This window comes from Actinomycetospora sp. TBRC 11914 (assembly GCF_012933465.1).
Lineage (GTDB): Bacteria > Actinomycetota > Actinomycetes > Mycobacteriales > Pseudonocardiaceae > Actinomycetospora.
Genome location: NZ_JABBND010000002.1, coordinates 112,286 through 132,611 on the forward strand (window position 1 = coordinate 112,286; position 20,326 = coordinate 132,611).

The 20,326-nt window shown below is 75.5% G+C and carries 23 protein-coding genes and 1 riboswitch; of the genes, 14 read left to right on the top strand and 9 right to left on the bottom strand.

Annotated features, from left to right (window positions below; all coding sequences use genetic code 11):
* Positions 1–13: 13 nt before the first annotated feature.
* The 6 genes from gcvH to gcvP all read left to right on the top strand — a co-directional run bounded on the left by gcvH (position 14) and on the right by gcvP (position 6,840).
* Positions 14–400 (top strand): glycine cleavage system protein GcvH, encoded by a 387-nt coding sequence (gene gcvH / locus HH311_RS06440; RefSeq protein WP_169182800.1) that lies wholly within the window; start codon positions 14–16, stop codon positions 398–400.
* 194 nt (positions 401–594) lie between these two features.
* On the top strand, positions 595–1,068 hold the full coding sequence (garA, locus tag HH311_RS06445; protein WP_169182801.1) for a glycogen accumulation regulator GarA: 474 nt from the start codon (positions 595–597) through the stop codon (positions 1,066–1,068).
* Positions 1,069–1,114: 46 nt separating this feature from the next.
* Complete coding sequence (locus tag HH311_RS06450) at positions 1,115–2,014, top strand: MerR family transcriptional regulator (RefSeq protein ID WP_169182802.1); 900 nt, start codon at positions 1,115–1,117, stop codon at positions 2,012–2,014.
* A 185-nt stretch (positions 2,015–2,199) separates the two neighbouring features.
* Positions 2,200–2,667: a bifunctional nuclease family protein gene (locus HH311_RS06455; protein ID WP_026204493.1), complete on the top strand. Its 468-nt coding sequence runs from the start codon at positions 2,200–2,202 to the stop codon at positions 2,665–2,667.
* A 273-nt stretch (positions 2,668–2,940) separates the two neighbouring features.
* Positions 2,941–3,483, top strand: a complete 543-nt coding sequence (locus HH311_RS06460; protein ID WP_211189802.1) for a MerR family transcriptional regulator — start codon at positions 2,941–2,943, stop codon at positions 3,481–3,483.
* An 83-nt stretch (positions 3,484–3,566) separates the two neighbouring features.
* A riboswitch (glycine riboswitch) is annotated at positions 3,567–3,671 on the top strand.
* Positions 3,672–3,924: 253 nt separating this feature from the next.
* Entirely contained in the window at positions 3,925–6,840 is a 2,916-nt protein-coding gene (gcvP, locus tag HH311_RS06465; protein ID WP_169182804.1) for an aminomethyl-transferring glycine dehydrogenase, read from the top strand.
* Between the two features lie 143 nt (positions 6,841–6,983).
* On the opposite strand, the gene HH311_RS06470 is transcribed toward gcvP, so the two are convergent.
* From HH311_RS06470 to HH311_RS06490, 5 genes are read right to left on the bottom strand one after another with little or no spacing between them, the layout of a single operon-like run.
* Positions 6,984–7,766 (bottom strand): universal stress protein, encoded by a 783-nt coding sequence (locus HH311_RS06470; protein WP_169182805.1) that lies wholly within the window; start codon positions 7,764–7,766, stop codon positions 6,984–6,986.
* 32 nt (positions 7,767–7,798) lie between these two features.
* Positions 7,799–8,839: an NAD(P)/FAD-dependent oxidoreductase gene (locus HH311_RS06475; RefSeq protein ID WP_169182806.1), complete on the bottom strand. Its 1,041-nt coding sequence runs from the start codon at positions 8,837–8,839 to the stop codon at positions 7,799–7,801.
* Positions 8,840–8,884: 45 nt separating this feature from the next.
* Positions 8,885–10,030, bottom strand: a complete 1,146-nt coding sequence (locus HH311_RS06480) for a hemolysin family protein (protein ID WP_169182807.1) — start codon at positions 10,028–10,030, stop codon at positions 8,885–8,887.
* Positions 10,027–11,370 carry a hemolysin family protein gene (locus tag HH311_RS06485; RefSeq protein WP_169182808.1) on the bottom strand — a complete coding sequence of 448 codons (1,344 nt, stop codon included), beginning with the start codon at positions 11,368–11,370 and terminating at the stop codon, positions 10,027–10,029. The genes HH311_RS06480 and HH311_RS06485 overlap by 4 nt, the downstream gene beginning before the upstream one ends.
* Positions 11,371–11,388: 18 nt before the next feature.
* The gene (locus HH311_RS06490; RefSeq protein WP_169182809.1) at positions 11,389–11,853 is read right to left on the bottom strand and encodes a PPOX class F420-dependent oxidoreductase; all 465 of its coding nucleotides are present in this window, start codon (positions 11,851–11,853) and stop codon (positions 11,389–11,391) included.
* A gap of 170 nt (positions 11,854–12,023) precedes the next feature.
* Here HH311_RS06490 and coaA point away from each other — a divergent pair, with 170 nt between their 5' ends.
* From coaA to HH311_RS06505, 3 genes are all read left to right on the top strand, one after another.
* On the top strand, positions 12,024–12,959 hold the full coding sequence (gene coaA, locus HH311_RS06495) for a type I pantothenate kinase (RefSeq protein WP_169182810.1): 936 nt from the start codon (positions 12,024–12,026) through the stop codon (positions 12,957–12,959).
* A 104-nt stretch (positions 12,960–13,063) separates the two neighbouring features.
* A complete protein-coding gene (locus HH311_RS06500) occupies positions 13,064–13,537 on the top strand; it encodes a MarR family winged helix-turn-helix transcriptional regulator (RefSeq protein WP_169182811.1) in 474 nt (157 codons plus the stop codon).
* Positions 13,538–13,674: 137 nt separating this feature from the next.
* Positions 13,675–14,262 carry a DUF664 domain-containing protein gene (locus tag HH311_RS06505; RefSeq protein WP_169182812.1) on the top strand — a complete coding sequence of 196 codons (588 nt, stop codon included), beginning with the start codon at positions 13,675–13,677 and terminating at the stop codon, positions 14,260–14,262.
* A gap of 50 nt (positions 14,263–14,312) precedes the next feature.
* Here the strand turns inward: HH311_RS06505 and HH311_RS06510 are convergent, their stop codons facing one another.
* Both HH311_RS06510 and HH311_RS33150 read right to left on the bottom strand, forming a co-directional pair.
* Entirely contained in the window at positions 14,313–15,113 is an 801-nt protein-coding gene (locus HH311_RS06510) for a DUF427 domain-containing protein (protein WP_169182813.1), read from the bottom strand.
* A gap of 51 nt (positions 15,114–15,164) precedes the next feature.
* On the bottom strand, positions 15,165–15,794 hold the full coding sequence (locus HH311_RS33150; RefSeq protein WP_169182814.1) for a methyltransferase domain-containing protein: 630 nt from the start codon (positions 15,792–15,794) through the stop codon (positions 15,165–15,167).
* Between the two features lie 51 nt (positions 15,795–15,845).
* On the opposite strand from HH311_RS33150, the gene HH311_RS06520 reads away from it, so the two are divergent.
* A complete protein-coding gene (locus HH311_RS06520; protein WP_169182815.1) occupies positions 15,846–16,592 on the top strand; it encodes a YqjF family protein in 747 nt (248 codons plus the stop codon).
* Positions 16,593–16,611: 19 nt separating this feature from the next.
* Here the strand turns inward: HH311_RS06520 and HH311_RS06525 are convergent, their stop codons facing one another.
* Together HH311_RS06525 and HH311_RS06530 are read right to left on the bottom strand one after the other, a co-directional pair.
* Positions 16,612–17,409, bottom strand: coding sequence for an SRPBCC domain-containing protein (locus tag HH311_RS06525; RefSeq protein WP_169182816.1), 798 nt, complete (start codon positions 17,407–17,409; stop codon positions 16,612–16,614).
* Positions 17,410–17,411: 2 nt separating this feature from the next.
* Complete coding sequence (locus tag HH311_RS06530) at positions 17,412–18,140, bottom strand: VIT family protein (protein ID WP_169182817.1); 729 nt, start codon at positions 18,138–18,140, stop codon at positions 17,412–17,414.
* Between the two features lie 374 nt (positions 18,141–18,514).
* On the opposite strand from HH311_RS06530, the gene HH311_RS06535 reads away from it, so the two are divergent.
* The 4 genes from HH311_RS06535 (at position 18,515) to HH311_RS06550 (ending at position 20,204) form a co-directional block, all read left to right on the top strand.
* On the top strand, positions 18,515–18,724 hold the full coding sequence (locus tag HH311_RS06535) for a hypothetical protein (RefSeq protein ID WP_169182818.1): 210 nt from the start codon (positions 18,515–18,517) through the stop codon (positions 18,722–18,724).
* Positions 18,725–18,754: 30 nt separating this feature from the next.
* Complete coding sequence (locus HH311_RS06540; protein ID WP_169182819.1) at positions 18,755–18,955, top strand: hypothetical protein; 201 nt, start codon at positions 18,755–18,757, stop codon at positions 18,953–18,955.
* 111 nt (positions 18,956–19,066) lie between these two features.
* Complete coding sequence (locus HH311_RS06545; RefSeq protein WP_169182820.1) at positions 19,067–19,537, top strand: hypothetical protein; 471 nt, start codon at positions 19,067–19,069, stop codon at positions 19,535–19,537.
* Positions 19,538–19,544: 7 nt separating this feature from the next.
* Entirely contained in the window at positions 19,545–20,204 is a 660-nt protein-coding gene (locus tag HH311_RS06550; RefSeq protein WP_169182821.1) for a hypothetical protein, read from the top strand.
* Positions 20,205–20,326 lie beyond the last annotated feature (122 nt).

The following is a 20,326-nucleotide window of genomic DNA, read 5'->3' on the forward strand; positions in this document are numbered from 1 at the left end:
GAGGGAGTCGAGCGTGGTCCCCGAGGGTCTGCACTACACCGCCGAGCACGAGTGGGTCGCGACGGCGGAGGACGAGGGGACGGTGCGGGTCGGCATCACCGACTACGCCCAGGAGCAGCTCGGCGACGTGGTCTTCGTGCAGCTGCCGACGGTCGGCGACACCGTCTCGGGCGGCGACTCGATCGCCGAGGTGGAGTCCACCAAGTCGGTCTCCGAGATCTACGCGCCGCTCGCCGGGGAGATCACCGCGGTGAACGACTCGCTCGGCGACACCCCGGAGCAGCTCAACTCCGACCCGTACGGCTCGGGGTGGATGTTCGAGCTGCGGCTCTCCGACCCGGGAGCGCGCTCGGAGCTCCTGGACGCCTCGGCGTACCAGGCGCTGATCGACGGGGAGTAGATCCCCGGCCCGGCCTGCGCGGGAACGTCGAGTCGGGACCGCAACACGGGCCGGTGGTGACGCACGGTACCGTGACCACCACCTCGTCGCGGCGCCCCGAGCGGGGCGTATCGCGGGACGCGGCACCCGCTCCCGGGCTCGGCTCGGTGAGGCCCCGAACGGCAGTGGCAGGCGAGCATCGACGGAGGAGCACGGTGAGCACAGGCGGTCCGGTCCCCCCCGAGCGTCAGGGCGAGACGACGTCGGTCTTCCGGGCCGACTTCCTCGCCGAGTCCGATGCGGACACCCGCGGCGGCGGGGGCGTCTCCGGCGTCGACTCGCTGCCCGCCGGGTCCGCGCTGCTGGTGGTCAAGCGGGGCCCGAACGCGGGGTCGCGCTTCCTGCTCGACCGCGACACCACGAGCGCGGGCCGGCACCCCGACAGCGACATCTTCCTCGACGACGTGACGGTGTCGCGCCGCCACGCCGAGTTCCGGCGGGACGGGGCGGAGTTCGTCGTCGTCGACGTCGGCAGCCTCAACGGCACCTACGTGAACCGGGAGCCGGTGGACACCGCCGTGCTCGCCAACGGCGACGAGGTGCAGATCGGCAAGTTCCGCCTGGTCTTCCTGACCGGGCCGCGCGACGCCGGCTCCGCCGGTCAGGGGGCCGGACTGGAGTACTCGTGAGCCCGGCGAGTGCACAGACGGGTCCGACGACGGCGAGGGGGGATCGGTGACGGCGGCCGGGCTCTCGCACGGTGACCGCGCCGGTCGGGGCGCGCTCTCCATCGGCTCGGTCCTCGACGCCCTGCGCGAGGACTTCCCCGAGATCACGATCTCCAAGATTCGGTTTCTCGAGTCGGAGGGCCTGATCTCGCCGGCGCGGACGCCGTCGGGCTACCGGCAGTTCTCCCACGCCGACATCCGGCGGCTGCGCTTCGTGCTGTCGGCGCAGCGGGACCACTACCTGCCGCTCAAGGTCATCCGGGCGAAGCTCGACGAGTTCGACCGCGACCCGACCCCCGACGGCCCCGTCCTCACCGCCTCCGCGGACCCGGTCAGCCCGACCGACGCGCTGGTCGGCACCGGCGGCCCGGGCGGGGGCGGCGGCGACGGCGGGGACGGGTCGCGCGGGCAGGCCGACGCCCGGCCGACGCGGCCCCGCGGGCTCACCGCGGTGGGCCCGCCGGCGGACCCGGAGCTCGCCGACCAGGACCCGGAGCGGGCGGTGCCCGCGGACGCGGGCGCGGGTCCCGACGACGTCGAGGGCGTCGAGCGGGAGGCCGTGCTCGCCGAGGACGGCGTCGACGAGGCGCTGCTGACCTCGCTGGAGCACCACGGGATCCTGCGGCCCGACGTCACCGGGCGTTACGAGCCGGAGGCGCCGGTGATCGCGCGGACCGCGGCCGCGCTGGCCGCGCTCGGCGTCGAGCCCCGGCTGCTGCGGGGCCTGCGGGCGGGCGCCGACCGGGAGGTCGGGCTGCTCACCCAGCTCGTCACCCCGGTGGCGCGCAGCCGGGCCCCCGAGGCCTCGCGGCGTGCCCGGGAGCTGTCCGGGGAGCTGGCCGGTCTCTCGGGCCGGCTGCACGCCCTGCTCGTCGGCGCCGGGCTGCGCCACGGCCTCCGCCGCTGAGCGACCCGCCGTGCCGGGCCCCGAACCCGGCTCGCGTCACCGCCCCTGGACCCGCGTGAGCGTGTAGCGTTCCCGGGGTCGACGGGGTCGCCCCACCCACCTCGTGGGGGCGTCGGGAGCGACCGTCGTCCGACCGGGATCCGACGGTGCGGGGACGCGCCACGTGGGAAACAGGGAGGCGACGCATGAGCGAGATGCGTGTCGTGGGGGTGCGGGTCGAGCTGCCCGCGAACCAGCCGATCCTCCTGCTGCGGGAGTCCGACGGGGACCGCTACCTGCCGATCTGGATCGGGTCGGTCGAGGCCACCGCGATCGCCCTCGAGCAGCAGGGCGTCAAGCCGGCGCGGCCGCTCACCCACGACCTCCTCAAGGACGTGCTCGGCGCGCTGGACCGCCGGCTCGAGCAGGTGCGGATCACCGACCTGCAGGAGGGCACCTTCTACGCCGAGCTGGTCTTCGACGGCGACGTCCGCGTCTCGGCCCGCCCCAGCGACTCGGTGGCCCTGGCGCTGCGGGTCGGGGTGCCGATCCACGCCGAGGAGGGGGTCCTCTCCGAGGCCGGGCTGGTCATCCCGGACGAGCAGGAGGACGAGGTCGAGAAGTTCCGCGAGTTCCTCGACACGGTCTCCCCGGAGGACTTCGCGGGGACCTGATCGGTCTGACCCTGAAGTCGAGGTGCAGAGTTCGCCGCGCGTCGCGTTGACCCCCGTGGACGCCCCTCGTACGGTCGTCTGACCAGGGCCGGGAGCAGGCTCTGCAGAAGTCTCGAGGAGGCAGGTGTGGCGGGAGCCGGAGAGCGGCCCGGAGCACGGGACGCGGCTGCCCAGAACCCGTCTCCCCAGAACTCGTCTCCCTCGGCACCGTCCTCGTCGGCGCCGGACGCGGCGGTCCTCCAGCCGCTCGGGCCGGCGGGCGAGCAGGGGTCGCTGTTCCCCGACGAGCTGTTCGGGGAGAGCCCGAACGACGAGGTCCTCGGGTACCGCGGGCCGGCGGCCTGCCAGATCGTCGGGATCACCTACCGGCAGCTGGACTACTGGGCCCGGACCAAGCTCGTCGTCCCCAGCATCCGCACCGCGACCGGGTCGGGCTCGCAGCGGCTGTACTCCTTCAAGGACCTCGCGGTGCTCAAGGTGGTCAAGAACCTCCTCGACACCGGGGTCTCGCTGAACAACATCCGCACCGCCGTCGAGCAGCTGCGCCGCCACGGGGTGCGCGACCTCGCGAAGATCACGCTGTTCTCCGACGGCGTCACGGTCTACGAGTGCACCTCGCCCGAGGAGGTCGTCGACCTGCTCCAGGGCGGCCAGGGTGTCTTCGGCATCGCGGTCGGCGGGGCGATGCGCGAGCTGTCGGGCTCCATCGCGCACTTCCCGGCCGAGCGGGCCGGGGCGGGTGCCGCCGTCATGGACCACGCCCCCGAGGACGAGCTCGCCTCGCGGCGTCACCGGGGCGCGCGCTCGGCCGGGTGAGTCACGCCCGGGCGGCGTGACGTGGCCCTCGCTCGGGGCTGACACCGGATGCCGGTGCCGGTATCGTGCGCCGCGTCGGTCTACGACTCCACGCGGGAGAGACCTGCAGTCAGAAGCCTCTGGACGCAGGCGCCGAAGGAGCAACTCCTCCCCGGAATCTCTCAGGCATCGGGTACCGCGTGGGCGAGACGACCTCTGGAAAGTGGTGCGATCCCCCCGGGGCCAGGTCCCGAGGGGCGAGTACCCGCCGATGGTGCAAGCCGGCCCGAGAAGTCGGGGTTGAGGTCCGGTGAAGCTCTCAGGCGCCCGTGCAGGTGGCGGGCAGCGGCAGAGGGGGAGGGACCCGGCGCGTCCGTCGAGGCACGCGTCGGGGCGACCCTGACCGAGACCGGTCGCGGCCGGCACACCCCCGGCCCACCGGCAGCCACCGGGAGGCCCCGCGTGAGCTCTTCAGACCGCCACTCGCTCGCCGCGCTCGAGCACGGCGTGCCCTTCACCGAGCGGCACATCGGCCCGGACGCCGGCGAGCTCGCCCGCATGCTGGAGACGATCGGCGTCGGCTCGCTCGACGAGCTCGCCGACCGGGCGATGCCGACGTCGATCCGGTCGGACCCGGCCGACTGGGAGACCAGTGGTTCCCGGGACCAGGCACCGCCGCCCGCCGCCACCGAGCCCCAGGTCCTCGACGAGCTGCGCGCTCTGGCGGCCTCGAACACCGTGCTCACCCCGATGCTCGGGCTGGGCTACCACGGCACCGTCACCCCGCCGGTGATCCGGCGCAACGTGCTCGAGGCCCCGGCCTGGTACACCGCCTACACGCCCTACCAGCCCGAGATCTCCCAGGGCCGCCTCGAGGCGCTGCTGAACTTCCAGACCGTCGTCACCGACCTGACCGGCCTCGACATCGCCGGTGCCTCGATGCTCGACGAGTCCACCGCAGCCGCCGAGGCCATGCTGCTGCTGCGCCGGGTCGACAAGAGCTCGAGCGACGTCTTCCTGGTCGACTCCGACACGCTGCCGCAGACGATCGCGGTCCTGCGGACCCGGGCGGAGTCGCTGGGCATCCGGATCGAGCTCGTGGACCCCACGGCCGACCTGCCCGGGGAGGACTTCTTCGGGCTGCTGCTGGCCGCCCCCGGCGCCTCCGGGGCACTGCGCGACCACACCGCCGTCATCGACGCGGCGCACCAGCGGGGCTCGAAGGTCGTCGTCGCGTGCGACCTGCTCGCGGCCACCGTCGTCACCCCGCCCGGCGAGCAGGGCGCCGACGTCGCCGTCGGCTCCACCCAGCGCTTCGGGGTGCCGCTCGGGTTCGGGGGCCCGCACGCCGGGTTCCTCGCCGTGCGCCAGGCGCTCGCGCGCCAGCTGCCGGGACGCCTCGTCGGGACCTCCGTCGACGCCGACGGCGCGCCCGCCCACCGGCTCGCGCTGCAGACCCGCGAGCAGCACATCCGCCGCGACAAGGCCACCAGCAACATCTGCACCGCGCAGGTGCTGCTCGCCGTCATCGCCTCGATGTACGCCGTCTACCACGGCCCGGCGGGCCTGGCGGGGATCGCGCGGCGCACCCACCGCATGGCCGCGGTGCTCGCCGCCGGCCTGGTCAAGGGCGGCGTCGAGGTCGTGCACCGGGAGTTCTTCGACACCGTGCTCGCCCGCGTGCCCGGCGGCGCGGCCGACGTCGTCGCGCGGTGTCGCGAGGAGGGCCTGCTCGTCCGCGAGGTCGACGCCGACCACGTCGGCCTCTCCTGCTCGGAGGTCACCACCCGCGAGCACCTCACCGCGGCGTGGCGGGCCTTCGGCATCGACGGCCTCGGCCGCGAGACCACCGCCGACCTCGACGCCGCCACCGGGGACGCCGTCCCCGCCGCGCTCGCGCGCAGCTCGCGCTACCTGACCAACCCGGTCTTCCACACCCACCGCAGCGAGACCGGGCTGCTGCGCTACCTGCGGGTCCTGTCCGACAAGGACGTGGCGCTGGACCGGAGCATGATCCCGCTGGGGTCCTGCACGATGAAGCTCAACGCCACCGCGGAGATGGAGCCCATCACCTACCCGGGCTTCGCCGAGCTGCACCCGTTCGCGCCGGAGTCCGACGCGCCGGGGATGCTCCGGGTGATCCGGGACCTCGAGGCGTGGCTGGTCCACCTCACCGGCTACCACGCGGTCTCGCTGCAGCCGAACGCCGGCTCGCAGGGCGAGCTCGCGGGGCTGCTCGCGATCCGCGCCTACCACCACTCGCGCGGGGACACCCACCGCGACGTGTGCGTCATCCCCGCCTCGGCGCACGGCACCAACGCCGCGTCGGCGATCTCGGCGGGGATGCGGGTCAAGGTCGTCTCGACCACCGACCGCGGCGACGTCGACCTCGAGGACCTGCGGCGCGTGATCGGCGACGTCGGGGACGCCCTCTCGGCCATCATGATCACCTACCCGTCGACCCACGGCGTGTACGAGCCCGGAGTCCGCAAGGTGCTCGCGGCCGTCCACGACGCCGGCGGCCAGGTCTACGTCGACGGCGCCAACCTCAACGCGCTGGTCGGGCTCGCCCGCCCGGGCCGCTTCGGGGCCGACGTCAGCCACCTCAACCTGCACAAGACCTTCTGCATCCCGCACGGAGGGGGCGGGCCCGGCGTCGGGCCGATCGGTGTCGCCGAGCACCTCGCGCCGTTCCTGCCCAACCACCCCGCGCAGCCCTCGGCGGGGCCGTCGACCGGGGTCGGCCCGGTGGCCGGGGCGCCGTGGGGCTCGGCGTCGATCCTGCCGATCTCCTGGGCCTACATCCGGCTCATGGGCGTCGACGGGCTGCGCCGCGCGACGCTGACCGCGGTGGCGGCGGCGAACTACGTGGCCGCGCGGCTGCGCCCGTCGTACCCGGTGCTCTACGCGGGCGCGAGCGGCCTCGTCGCGCACGAGTGCATCCTCGACCTGCGGCCGCTGACGAAGTCCTCGGGCATCACCGTCGACGACGTCGCCAAGCGGCTGGCCGACTACGGCTTCCACGCACCGACGATGTCGTTCCCGGTGGCGGGCACGCTCATGGTCGAGCCGACCGAGTCCGAGGACCTCGCCGAGATCGACCGGTTCTGCGACGCGATGATCGCCATCCGTGCGGAGGCGGCCAAGGTCGAGGCGGGGGAGTGGCCGGCCGACGACAACCCGCTGGTCCACGCCCCGTTCACGGCGCGCTCGGTGACCGTGGCCGAGTGGGACCACGCGTACACCCGTGAGGAGGCGGCGTTCCCCGCGGCGGGCCGGCCGGACAAGATCTGGGTGCCGGTGCGGCGGATCGACTCGGCCCACGGCGACCGGCACCTGGTCTGCTCCTGCCCGCCCCTGGAGGAGCTGGCCTCGTAGTCGCGCCTCACCCGCACGAGGGGAACCCTCGTGCGCCTCCAGCGACCGGATCCTCCCCTCGCGTGTCGACCCGCCGACCGCGAGGGGAGGATGCCGTCGCTCTAGACGGTCGAGGGTTCCCCTCGCGCAAGGGACGGGTCACGCTACGCCCGGACGATCACCGCGGGCACCGGCGCCGCCTGCAGGATGGCGCCCACCCGGTCGCCGAGGAACCAGCGGGTGGCCGCGCCGGGGGAGCCGCCGACGACGAGCAGGTCGCCCGGGCCCCAGTCGGCGGCGTGCACGGCCTCGTCCCACGTGGCGCCCGCGTGGACGCCGGTCTCGGCCTCCCGCCCGAGCAGCGCCAGCTCCTCGGCCTGGGCCGCCGCGATCTGCTCCGACCAGGCCAGCACCACCGCGGCCCGCGGGGAGTCCGCCCGACGGACCGCGAACGACGCCACCCGCAGGGTCGCCGACGACCGCTCGGCCAGCGCCGCGGCCGCGGCCAGCACGCCCGGGGCGGCGGCGGTCCCGTCGAACGCGCAGGTCACACGGGTGATCGGCAGGCCGGGGTGGGCCACGGCCCCGCGGGCGAGCACCACGGGCACCGGGGAGCTGCGGGCGACGCGGACGGCGATCCGGCCCGAGCGGTCGGGGTCGGTGCCCAGCACGACGGCGGTGACTCCCGCGGCGCCGGCGGCCTCCAGGAGCGCCTCCGCGACCGACCGGCCGCGCACGGTCTCCCACTGCACGGTGCGCCCGGTGTCGGACAGCAGGCCCGCCACCGCCGCCCGCGCCGCGGTGCCGTCCGGGTGGCGGGAGCCCGGGGTGACGACCACCGCGACCCGCAGGTCCTCGTCCCACGCGAGCGCGAGGCGCACGGCGAGCCCGATCGCGCCGCCGGCGTCGTCCCGGGCGTCGGGGGAGAGGCCCACCAGCAGGGTCACGGCCGCACCCTAACCGGGTGCGGCCCGGATGATCAGCAGCTGACGCGCGCGGCGAGGGCCCGCCCGAGCAGCGTCCCCGACCGCCACGCGGTCTCGACCTTCGGGCTGCCCCACGCGTCGCCGACGACGGCGAGGAGGTCGTCGTCGAGGTGGTACGCCGCGTCGTGGGGCTGCGCCGGGCTCGCGTAGGTCCAGCGGTGCGCGTGGGTCCAGGCCGGTCGGCCCTCGAGCCCGAGCAGCTCGCCGACCGCGTCGACGACCGTCGGTACGACGGCGTCGGGGTCGTCGAGGTGGCGGCGCGCGAGGTCGCCGGTGGTGTGCGCGACGAGCACCGGCGCGCGGTCGCCGCGGCGGGCCCCGTCGTCGGCGATCAGGGAGAGGTCGGGGTGGCCGTTGACGAAGGCGGCGGTGAAGTCGTCGCGCCAGCCCCGCTCCCCGTAGCCCAGCGCCACCGCGATCACCGGCTCCCACTCCCGGCCCGCCAGGACCCCGGCGGCCCGCAGCGGCGGTTCCACCAGCCGCGCGGCCTGCGGGTCGGGCATCGCGAGCACCACCGCGCAGGCCGCCTCGTCGTCGACGGCGGGCCCGGGCGTCACCCGGGTGACCGTCCGGTGCGTCTCCACCCGCAGCCCCCGAGCGAGGTCGGCGACCAGCGAGCGCAGCCCGCCCGGCGCCGCCCAGCGCTGCGGGCCCCGCTTCGGCTCCCAGGTGCCGTCGCCGTCGCGGGCGGCGAGCGTGTCGGTCCACGGCCGGGCGAGGCCGCGGGCGTCCCAGTCGGAGACGAGCGCGGCGAACTCGGGCGCGCCGGGCTCGTCGGAGCCCGAGACCGTGAAGTAGGCGGCGCCGAGGTCGACCGGGCGGGCGGACCCGGCACCCTCACCGCGGGGCAGGTCGGGGCTGGCGAGCCGCCCGCCCACGTGCCCGGCCCGCTCGAGGACGCGCACCGCCACGCCGGCCTCGGTCAGGGCCCGGGCGCAGGCGATCCCGCTGATCCCGGCACCCACGACGAGGACGTCGGTGCGGTGGGGGGCACCGGAAGGATCCGCGGGGGACACACCCGAGTCGGCGACCATGCCCGACAGGTCCCCCCGCGCGCCCGATTCCATGCGGCGCCCGCGTCAGGCGCCGCCCCGGGAGCGGGCCACGTGGGTGCTGTCGCGGACGGTGCCGACGTACTCCTCGACGAGGTCCTCCAGGGCGACGACGCCGACCGTGCTCCCGTCGCCGTCCACCGCCCGCGCGAGGTGGGAGCCCTCGCGGCGCATGGTGGCGAGGGCCTCGTCGACCGGCGCGTCGACCGAGAGCCGGGGGAGCGCGCGCACCCGCTCGGCGGGCACGACGTCGTCCGGGTCGCCGTCCAGGTCGAGCACGTCCTTGATGTGCAGGTAGCCGTCGAGCTCCACGCTCGGCGCGACCCCGGTGCGGTGGGGCAGGACGGGGTCGGTGCCCGGCTCGAGCGGGTCGGTGTCGAGGCGGGGATGGGCGTCCGGCGCCTCGGGCGCCTGGACCGGGTAGCGGGAGAACCCGGTCCGGGCCACCGCCTCCTCGAGGGCGCCCACGGTGGGGTGCGCGGGGAGCACCGTGAGCCGCTCCCGGGGGATCAGGACGTCGGCGACGGTCCGCTCGGCGGTGTGCAGCGCCTGCGTGAGACGCCGGGTCTGGGAGGCGTCGAGCAGGCCCTCGCGGCGGGACTCCGAGAGCATCTCGGCGAGCTCGGACGGCGTGTACGCGGACTCCTTCTCGTCGCGGGGCTCGACGCCGAGGAGCTTCAGCACGTGGTTGGCGATCCAGTTCAGCAGCGCGATCACCGGGCGCGTGATCCGGGCGAACCACACCAGCGGCGGCACCAGCCAGACCGCGGTGCGCTCCGGCCCGGCGATCGCGATGTTCTTCGGGACCATCTCGCCGATGACGATGTGCAGGACGGTGACGGCGAGCAGGGCGATCACGAACGCGATCGGGTGCACCACGGCGTCGGGCACCCCGAGCGGGCCGAACACCTCCTCGAGCAGGTGGGCCACCGCCGGCTCGCCCAGCGCGCCGAGGGCGAGCGAGCAGATCGTGATCCCCAGCTGCGCCGCGGCGAGCATCATCGACAGGTGCTCGCTGGCCCGCAGCACGGTCCCGGCGCCGGAGGTGCCGGCGTCGACCATCGTCTCCAGCCGGTCGCGCCGGGCCGAGATCAGCGCGAACTCGCCGCCGACGAAGAACGCGTTGAGCAGCAGCAGCGCGACCATCACGAGCAGCGCGACCCCGTCGCTCACGAGCCCACCCCCGTCGGCCGGGCGTCGGCCGGGTCCGGCGCGGTGATCCGCACGTCGGCGATCCGGCGCCGGTCCATGCGGGTCACCACGAGGGTGCGGCCGTCGTGGGTCACGCGGTCCCCGACCGAGGGGATGCGGCCCAGCTCGGCGAGCAGGAACCCGGCCAGCGTCTCGTAGACCTCGGAGTCGGGGAACGACCAGCCGACGAGGTCGGCGAGCTCGTCGGGGCGCAGCGTCCCCGACACCACCCAGCTGTCCGGCCCGGCGTCGCGGAACCGCGCCGCCTCGCCGCGGTCGTGCTCGTCGCGGACGTCGCCGACGATCTCCTCCACGAGGTCCTCGAGCGTGACGATCCCGGCCGTGCCGCCGTACTCGTCGACGACGACGGCCATCTGGAAGCCCGCGCCGCGCAGCCGGTCGAGCAGCTCGTCGCCGTCGAGGGAGTCGGGGACGGTGGTGGGGGTGCGCATGAGGTTGCGGACCAGGGTGTTCCCCCGGCGCGCCCGCGGCTCGGCGAACGCCTGCTTGACGTGCACGACGCCGCGGACGTCGTCGAGGTCGCCCTCCACCACCGGGAACCGCGAGAGCCCGGTGCGCACCGCGGCGGCGAGCAGGTCGTCCACGGTGTCGTCGATCGCGAGGGTCTCCACCCGGACCCGCGGGGTCATCAGCTCGTCCGCGGTGCGCTCGCCGACCCGCAGCGAGCGGGTGAGGACGGCGGCCGTGCCCTCGTCGATCGTGCCCTGCTCGGCGCTCGTGGCCACCAGCGAGCCCAGCTCCTGGGGGGAGCGGGCCGAGCGCAGCTCCTCGGCGGGCTCCACGCCGAGCCGGCGCACGATCCAGTTGGCGGCGCCGTTGAGCCCGGAGATGAACCACGACAGCACCCGCGAGAACGCGGCCTGGAGCCCGGCGACGGCGCGCGCGGTCCGCAGCGGCACCGCGATCGCGAGGTTCTTCGGCACCAGCTCGCCGAACACCATCGACAGCGCGGTCGCGAGGACCAGCGCGATCACCGCCGCCGTCCCGGTCGCGGCGCCCTCGGACAGCCCGACGTCGGCCAGCAGCGGGGAGATGAGCGTCGCGATCGCCGGCTGCGCCATGTAGCCGGTGACCAGCGTGGTGATCGTGATCCCCAGCTGGGCCCCGGAGAGCTCGAAGGAGAGGTTGCGGTGGGCCTTCGCGACGGCCCGGGCCCGCCGGTCACCGACCTCGGCGACGTGGTGGTCGACCTGGCTGCGCTCGAGCGTGGTCAGCGAGAACTCGGCCGCGACGAACACCGCCGTGCCGAGCGTGACCGCGAGGACCCCGACGAGGCCGAGCACGGAGAGCAGGACGTCCATCGGGACCGGGGTGTCCTCTCAGTCGGACTGGAGCCGTGCCGGGAAGCCGCCGGTGGCGATCGGGCCCCAGCGCTCGACCGAGAGGCGCACCAGGCACTTGCCCTGCGACGCCATCGCCTCCTTGTACTCGTCCCAGTCCGGGTGCTCGCCGGAGATGGACCGGAAGTACTCGCACAGCGGGTCGAGGGCCTCGGGGAGGTCGAGGACCTCGGCGGTGCCCTCGACGTGCACCCACGGGCCGTCGAAGTCGTCCGAGAGCACGCACATCGCGACGGCCGGGTCGCGGCGGATGTTGTGGACCTTGGCGCGCTCCGGGTAGGTCGAGACGAGCAGCCGGCCCTGGGCGTCGATCCCCAGGGTCACCGGGGAGGTCTGCTCGCCGCCGTCCTTGCGCCGGGTCACCACGATCGCGTGGTGCCGGGTGCGCAGGAACTCCGTGAGCTCCTCGCGCTCGACCCGGTCGTTCGTCGCCGTCTTCGCCACGGCCCCAGGGTACGGGCCGGGTCCGACACCCTCCGCACCGATGATCACTCCGGGGGCGAACCGGGGCGGCGTGACCAGCGGCGCGCCGGGGTGCTGAATCGAGACCGCGACGTGACGTCCGGGACAGCCGGTGGCGGGCGGCGGGGTGGGCCCCGCCAGAATGGGACCCCATGAGCGGGTCCCCGTTCGTCGACTTCGACCGTTCCGCCTGGGCCGAGCTGCGGGACGAGTCCGGCGACCTCCCCCTGACCGCGGACGAGCTCGAGGAGCTCCGCTCCCTCGGCGACCCGGTGGACCTCGACGAGGTCCGGGACGTCTACCTGCCCGTCTCCCGGCTGCTCGACCTGCACGTGCGCGCCTCGGCCGGGCTGCTCGAGGCGTACCGGACGTTCCTGCGCCAGGACGAGGAGCGCACCCCGTTCGTCATCGGGATCGCCGGGTCGGTGTCGGTCGGCAAGTCGACCACCGCCCGGCTGCTGCGCCTGCTGCTCGCGCGCTGGGACGACCACCCGGACGTCGCGCTGGTGACCACCGACGGGTTCCTCTACCCCAACGCCGAGCTCGAGCGGCGGGGGATCATGACCCGCAAGGGGTTCCCGGAGTCCTACGACCGGCGGGCGCTGCTGCGGTTCGTCTCCGACGTCAAGGCGGGCAAGCCCGAGGTCCCGGCGCCGGTCTACTCCCACCTCGTCTACGACGTGCTCGACGAGCAGCGCCCGGTGGCGCGGCCGGACATCCTCGTGCTCGAGGGGCTCAACGTGCTGCAGCCGGCGCCGCAGACCGGGGAACGGGCGAGCGCGCTCGCGGTCAGCGACCTCATCGACTTCTCGATCTACGTCGACGCCCACCCCGCGGACGTCCGCCGCTGGTACATCGAGCGCTTCCTCGCGCTGCGCGAGACCGCGTTCCGCGACCCGGCGTCGTACTTCCGCCGCTACGCCGAGATGGACACCGAGGCGGCCCGGGCCCGCGCCGCGCAGCTCTGGGACGAGATCAACGGCCCGAACCTGCGGGAGAACATCGCGCCCACCCGGTCGCGGGCCGGGCTCGTGCTGACGAAGGGTCCTGATCACTCCGTGCGACGGATCCGGCTCCGCAAGCTCTGAGCTGCCCCCGGACGGCCGTACCGCTGGCCGGAAACAGGACGAAAGCGGCCGGAAACACCCCGCCCGGTGGTGTGTGCGGAGGCTAAGTAGTGCGACGATGAGGTATGGCCGCCTCTTCGTCCGCCACCACCACCGAGCCGGGCACGCCGACGATCGACGACCCGATGCTCCCCGCCCGCCTGCGCCTCGCGATCGGCCGGCTGAACCGCCGCATCCGCGTGGACTCCGCCGCGGTGCTGCCCCCGCTGCAGACCTCGGTGCTCGTCACGCTCGAGGAGCACGAGCCGCTGCGCCTCTCCGAGCTCGCCCGCCGCGAGGCGGTCACCCCGCCGACCATGAGCCGCGTCCTCGCCGCGCTCGACGACGCCGGGCTCCTGGTCCGCACGCCGGACCCGCAGGACGCGCGGTCGGCGCTCGTCGAGCTCTCGCCCGAGGGCCGCGCCATGATCGAGCAGCTGCGCACCGAGCGGACCGCGGTCCTCGCCGAGCGCCTGGAGCGGCTCGCCCCCGAGCACCGGGAGGCGCTCGCCGCGGCCGTGCCCGCGCTCGAGGCGCTGGTCACGATGCCCTCGGACTGAGTCCCCGTGCGGGCCCGACCCCCGATAGCGGCTTGTCGCGGACGGGTCGGGCAGGCATGCTCCCTCGTTGCCCCTTGTGGGAGGGCGCCCCGCGGGGGTGGCGCCGCGCGCCCGCACCGGCCGACCCCGGGACGAGAGTGACCTTCGACGAGCAGCACGGCCGTGACCCCGACGCACCGGGGCACGACGACGGCGACACCGGCCCCGTGGCCTTCCGCGCTCCCGTCCGACGCCGGCATCCCCCCGAGGTGGCCGACGAGCGCGAGGCCCTCGAGGGCTGGCTCGACTACTTCCGCAGCCAGGTGGTCCTGGCGCTCGACGGCCTGCCCCCGGCGGCCCTGCGCCGCCGGGTCCCGGAGACCGGCGCCAGCCTCACCGGCATCGTCCGGCACCTCACCGAGCTCGAGCGGATCTGGCTCGTCGAGCGCTGGGGCGAGCGCGGCGGCCGCGCGTCGTACTCGTTCAGCTACGTCGACGACTCCGACGAGGCCTTCCGCGTGAGCGGCCTCGAGGACCCGGCGATGTTGGTCGGCGACTACCAGGAGGTCTGCGAGAAAGGACGCGACGCGCTGGCCGGCGCCGAGTCCCTCGACGACACGGTCCGCGACGACCGGCGCGGCCACATCGAGCTCCGGTGGATCCTGCTGCACCTGATCACGGAGACGGCACGGCGCGCGGGGCAGGCGCAGGCGCTGCGCGAGGTGCTGCTGGCCGCGGAGGGCTGACGGCGGCCCGCCGCGGCGACGCCTCAGCTCGCCGCGACGACCGCCCGGCGTCAGCGTGCCGCGACGACGGAGAAGTCGTCGGTGAAGCAGACCTTGCCGGCGATGCCGCGGGACTCGTCGCGGGGCGCCTCGTAGGACCACGCGCCATCGACGATCTCGGTGCTGCCCGCCTGGACCGCCCAGTAGCTCGCGACACCCTTGTAGGGGCACACCGTCGTCGTGCCGCTGGGGCGCAGCTCGGCGTGGACGTCGGCGCGGTCGACGTAGAAGCGGACGTCGAGGCCGGTCTCGTCGAGCAGGACGGCGTGCGTGGTCCGCGCGACGACGGTGCCGTCGGGGGCGGTGACGGTGACCTCGCGGCTGGTCGGGCGCAGGTCGACGCGGTGGTAGGGGTCGGTGAGGTGCCCGAGCACCTCCTCGTCCTCGTCGAGCCAGCGGTCGGCGGCGCTCATCGGGAGGGCGACGAGCCCGGCCAGCCAGGACGCGTCGGGCTTCGGGTCGGGGTAGGACCACACGGCGTTCTCGATCGTGCGGGAACCGACGGTGAGGTGCTGGTAGCTCGCGTCGCCCTTGAACGGACAGTGCGTCGAGTGGTCGCTGGGGGACAGGAGCTCGGCCCGGACGTCCTCGGCGGGCAGGTAGAGCTGCGGGCCGAGACCGGTCTCGTGCAGCAGCGCGCCCCGGACGGTGTCGAGCACGACCACCTCGTTGCCCTCGCCGTCGTCGACCAGGGCACGGACCCGCCGCCGGAACGGCTCGAGCAGCAGCGAGTGGGCCGGGCCCTCGACGGTGAACGTCCGGGTCTCGGGCAGGGATCGGGAGAGCGGTCCGCCGAAGCGCGTCAGTGCCATGTCGGTGCGAGCGCCGGGCGCATGGCGGCGTATTCCGTCCGGGGGCGCCGTTCAGCGACGCGTGGCACTCACCCCGAAGACGGGGTCGCCGGCCGAGGGCCGCGTCTCGACCACCGGCTCGGCGAACGCGCCCGACGCGCGGAAGTAGGCGGCGACGATGCGCTGGTGCCCGGCGTCGTCGGTCGCGAGCCAGCCGCGCACGGCCTTCGTCGGGAAGCAGCGGTTCGAGAAGGCCAGCGCGAAGCGGCCGCCCGAGCGCAGCACCCGCGCGACGTCGCGGAACACCGCGACCGGGCTCGTCAGGTAGTCGACCGAGACGGTGCAGACCACGGTGTCGAAGGACGCGTCGGGGAAGGGCAGGCGCGGGTCGGCGTTGAGGTCGTGCACCACGCGCTCGTGCGCCCAGGTGTTGGAGCCCAGCTCGGCGGCGTTCATGCCGAGGACCGTGAGGTGCCGCGGCGGCGTCGAGAGGTGCGAGACCCACGACGACATGAGGTCCAGGACGTCGCCGTCGACGCCGACCTCGTCGTACCAGGCGGACACCGCGGCCACCGCCGCGTCGTCGATGTGCTGCACGAGCCGGGGCGGACCGTAGAACTCGGCGTCGTCGCGCTCGTCGGAGCGGTCGAAGAACCCCGGCGGGAAGGTGGACCCGATGGCGGGGCCGGCGGTGTCGGACACGTCCCCGGGTGCCCGCGCGTGGGACCGCGCACTCCGGGGCACGTCAGTGCGGTGAGCGCACCCGCCGTCGAACCCGTCACCGTGCACGCGCCCGGCTACTCCGGGCCGACGATGATGACGCAGTCCTGGCGCGACGCCGGGTTCCTGCACTGGGCCGTGGACCCCGCCGACGTGGCGCCGCTGCTGCCGCGCGGGGTGCACCCCGACGTCGCCGACGGCGCCACCTACGTCGGGCTCGTGCCGTTCCGCATGGTCGGCGCCGGCGTCGCCCGCGGGCCGTCGGTGCCCTGGTTCGGGACGTTCCTCGAGACCAACGTCCGGCTCTACACCGTCGACGACACCGGCCGCCGCGGCATCGTGTTCCGCAGCCTCGACGCCTCGCGGCTCGCGGTGGTCCTCGGCGCGCAGGCCGCGTTCGGGCTGCCCTACCGGTGGGCGCGGATGGCGTTCTCCCACACCGACGGCACGGTCTGCTACCGGACGGTCACGCGCACCGGCGGGCACCGCAGCGTCGTGGCCCTGCGCCTCGGGGAGCCCGTCGCGGGCGACCCGCTCGCGGACTTCCTCACCGCGCGCTGGGGGCTGCACGAGGCGCACGCGGGCGTGACCTGGTACGTCCCCAACGTCCACGAGCCGTGGCCGTTGCGTCGGGCCGAGCTCCTGACCTGCGACGACGAGCTCGTCGCGGCGGCAGGCTTCCCCGCGCTCGCCGGGCGGCCGCCGGACCTCGTGCACTTCTCGACGGGCGTGACGGTGCGGTTCGGGTTCCCGCGCCCGGCCCTGCACGCGTCGCGCTGACGCATCACAGGGTGACCGGTCAGGGGTTCGCCAGCCAGGCCGACCACTGGGCGGCGAACCGTTCCGCGACCTCCGCCGCCGTGTCGCCGTAGAGCACCGCGCGGACCTCGTGGACGGGGTCGGTCCCGGTCGTGGCGAGGGTGGCGACGCCGGGCGCGGGCGCGTCGAGCAGGAGCAGCGCGGCACTGTGGTGGTGGCCGGCCCGGCGCTCCAGGCAGGTGCCCGCGAACGGCGGGACGCCGCGGAACGCGGTGACCGGCTGTCGGGGGACGAGGACGCCGACCTGGGAGAGGAAGCGGGCGTGCGCGCGCTCGTGGCCGCTGTCGGCGGAGCGCCCCCGCGACGGCCCCCAGGCGTGGACGGCGGCGCCCGTCCCGACCCGGTCACCGAAGTGCCGGAGGTGCACGGCGAGCGCGGACAGCGCCGTCGCCGCCCGCTCGCGCAGCGCGGTGCCCGGCTCGCGGGCGGCCGCGGCGCCCAGGCCCGTCGTCGCCACCCGCACCGCGGTGGTCCCGGCGCCGTGCGGCGCGACGGTCCAGGTGGTGGTGAGCACGGCGTGCTCGCCGGCGACGACGACGTCGGCCTCGGTCACCAGCCGGTGCCCGGGCTCCCGGGCGACGACCCGCACGGCGTCCTCGCCCCCGGTGGCGACCGCGATCGTGCCGTCGGCCCGCGACTCGACGTGCGCCGGCTCCAGCCAGGCCCGCACGTCGGGGAGGGCGACGACGGCGTCCCAGGCCAGCTCCGGCGTGGCCGGGACCGCGACGGCGACCTCGACGGCGTCGGTGGTGGACGCGTCCGTGGACGGCTCGGTCATCCTCAGCCGACCGCCGTGCCCACGAGGGACCCGATGCCGTAGGTGACCGCGAGGCCGAGCGCGCCGCCGATCACCACGCGCAGCACTGCCTTGCGGACCGAGCTGCCGCCCAGGGTCGCCGAGATCCACCCGGCGAGGCCGAGCGCGACGAGCACGGCCACGAACGTCACCGGCACCCGCCAGCCCGCGGGCGGGAGCAGGATCGCGAGCATCGGCAGGATGCCGCCGAGGGTGAACGCCAGCGCCGAGGCGCCCGCCGCCTGCCACGGGCTGGAGAGCTCCTCGGGGTCGATGCCGAGCTCGGCCTCGACGTGCGCGGCGAACGCGTCGTGGTCGGTCAGCTCGCGGGCGACCTGCTCGGCGGTCTCGGGCGAGAGTCCCTTGCCCTCGTAGATCGCGGTCAGCTCGGCGAGCTCGTCCTCGGGGTCCTCGGCGAGCTCCCGGCGCTCCTTGGCGAGCATCGAGCGCTGCGAGTCGCGCTGACTGGACACCGACACGTACTCGCCGAGGGCCATCGACACCGCCCCCGCGACGAGGCCGGCGACCCCGGCGGTGAGGATCGGCGCGCGCTCGGCGGTCGCCCCGGCGACGCCGAGCACGATGCCGGCGACGGACACGATGCCGTCGTTGGCGCCGAGCACCCCGGCGCGCAGCCAGTTGAGGCGGGCGTCGCTGGCCTCGGTGTGGGGCTCGTGCTCGTGGGTGGGGAGCACCGCGCGGTCGTCGGTCACGACCGGGGAGCACACCACGAACCGGGCACGACGACCACTTCCGCGCAGCCCGCCATCACCGGTGCCCCCGCGAGGGGAGCCTTGCCTGGGCCGGGCCACGGGCACCGCGGTGGCCCCCGTCGGAGCGGGTCCGGACGGTCCCGGGCGGCCCACTGAGGTACGGCTGCCCTCGCCCGGGCACGCCGGCGGCGAGACGGACACCACCCCGACGGCCCAGTCCGGCCGAAGGGCGCCCTTGGTCGGGCCCGGCCCGCCGGGGGAGAAGGGCCGGTGGTCCCGCCGCGGCAGGACCGCCGCCCCCTCGCGTCCCGGCCGGGCGACCTCCAGCCTGGGTGCGCAGGGCGAGCCCCGCCCGGGCTCGGAAGGGGTGGAGCATGGCCGTCGAGCTGTCCGAGGCCCAGGCCGGAGCGGTCGCGGTGTTCCTGGCGGGGCACCTGGGCGACCTGTCCGCCGAGATCGCCGCCACCGAGAACCCGTCCTACCGGCGGGAGCTCCTCGAGCGCCGGGAGCTCCTGCGCGCGGCGCTGTCCGCGCTGTCGCGGTCCCCGGTGCCTCCCGAGGAGGCCGGCGGGGTCCCGGTCTGAGGCGTCACGGGCGCTCCCGAGGAGGAATCGATGACCATCGTCGGCCGCAGGATCGGCACGCGCGCGGCGCGGGAGGGCAGGCGGGTGCGCCCCGTCCGGGCCCGTGACGACGGGCGGACGGCGGCGCCGGGACCGGAGGGCCCGCCGCCGGGCTGGTGGTGGACCGGCGGCGGGACGGCCGCCGCGCCCCGGTCCCTCGGGGACGACACCCCGGTGCGCCCCCGGCCCTGAGTCGACCTCGGGTCCGGCGACTCCCCGTGACCGGGTCTTCGGACCCTCGCGGCGGCTCCCCGGCCTGCCGACGCTGGTCACGGACCGCCGGCGGACCGACGAGGAGGAGCCATGACCGACTACAGCACCGAACCGCGCACCGACACCCGGGCCGGGACGCGACCACCCGGTGCCCCGATGCCCACCGGCGTCCGCGAGCCCGCCATGAGCGGCTGGGTGCGCTTCGCCGGGATCATCATGGTCGTCGTCGGCGTCTTCGGGGTGATCGAGGGTCTCTACGCCCTGTTCACCCCCACCTACTACGTGTCCGTCAACGGCGTGCTCGTCGCCTTCGGACTCGGCACCTGGGCCTGGATCCACCTCATCGTCGGCGCCGTGACGGCCCTGGTCGGCGCCGGGATCCTCAGCGGTGACCAGCCCTGGGCCCGCGTGGCGGGGATGGTGATCGTCGGCATCCACGCGCTCGTGCAGCTGGTGTGGCTGCCGGCGGCGCCGCTGTGGTCCATCCTCCTGATCGCCCTCGACGTCGCGATCCTGGCCGCCCTGGCGGGGGCCGGGCAGCGGGACCGATCAGAGATCTGAGGGTCCGATGATCTCCCAGGAGCACGACGGGAGGACCGCGGAGGTCCCGGACGGCCTGCCGGTCCTCTCGGTCGGGAGGCACCGGGCCCCGGACCGGGGCTCGTGCGTGATGGAGTACGTCTCGGTGCTGGCGGGCGAGCCGTGGAGCGACCACCCGCGCTGCACCGACCGCGCGCTGGGCGAGCTCGCGCGCCGCGTCAACGACGACGTCCGGGCGCCCGCGCGGCCCGCGCTGGCGCTGCTCGCGCCCCGGCTGGCCGGGGCGGTGGGGCCGGGCGTCGCGACGGACGTGGTGGTGCGGGCGGTGGCGCGCGCCGGCCTGCAGCACGCACCGGAGGACCCGGTGCTGCGGCGGGTGCACCGCCGCGCGGCCCGGCGGCTCGCGCGCGACGACGGGTCGTGGTCCGGGCACCTGCGGGTCGCCCTGGTGCGCTGGGGCCGGGCGGTGACCGGGGCCGGCGTCGGCGACGTCTATCACCGGTTCTGCTGCGTGCAGCAGGGGCTCCCGCGGGCGGCGCGGGACGCGGCCCGCGTCCGCGCCCTCGCCCTCGCGACCGAGGACGTGCGCCGTTGGCTGGCGGTGCCCGAGACGCCCGATCCGTGCGACCCGGACCTGCCGGGCCGCGGGGCACGCCGGACCGGGACGACGCAGCCGGCCTCCTCCTGACGGCGGTGCCGGGCCCTCACCGGGGCGGACCCCATGTCCCGGGCCCGGAGGGACCTTCGGCCCTGATGGGCCCGGCGCCGCGCGCGGACCGTTCCCCCTCCCGGCCGACGAGGGCCGGAGCG